This is a genomic window from Neisseria sp. P0024.S006, from assembly GCF_051956595.1.
Taxonomy (GTDB): domain Bacteria; phylum Pseudomonadota; class Gammaproteobacteria; order Burkholderiales; family Neisseriaceae; genus Neisseria.
Map to the genome: position 1 here is coordinate 1 of NZ_JBQCXH010000087.1, position 433 is coordinate 433.

1 protein-coding gene is annotated in these 433 nt (G+C 54.0%); it reads left to right on the forward strand.

The window, feature by feature from the left end; all coding sequences use genetic code 11:
* Positions 1-433, forward strand: a 433-nt coding sequence (locus ACTHUF_RS11410) for an Hsp70 family protein (RefSeq protein ID WP_440407772.1), incomplete at both ends; no start/stop codon positions are given.

Sequence of the window (433 nt, forward strand, 5' to 3'; positions counted from 1 at the left end):
GTATTGAGCGGCGGCCGCAGTGACGTATTGCTGCTGGACGTAACCCCTCTGTCCTTGGGTATCGAAACCATGGGCGGCGTGATGACCAAGCTGATTCAGAAGAACACCACCATCCCGACTAAAGCGTCGCAAGTGTTCTCTACCGCCGAAGACAACCAAAGCGCAGTAACCATCCATGTACTGCAAGGCGAACGCGAACGCGCTTCCGCCAACAAATCTTTGGGTCAGTTCAACTTGGGCGACATTGCACCTGCACCGCGCGGCATGCCGCAAATCGAAGTAACCTTCGACAGTGACGCCAACGGCATCCTGCACGTTTCCGCCAAAGACAAAGGCACAGGCAAAGCAGCCAACATCACTATCCAAAGTTCTTCAGGTTTGAGCGAAGAAGAAATCGAACGCATGGTGAAAGATGCCGAAGCCAATGCTGAGG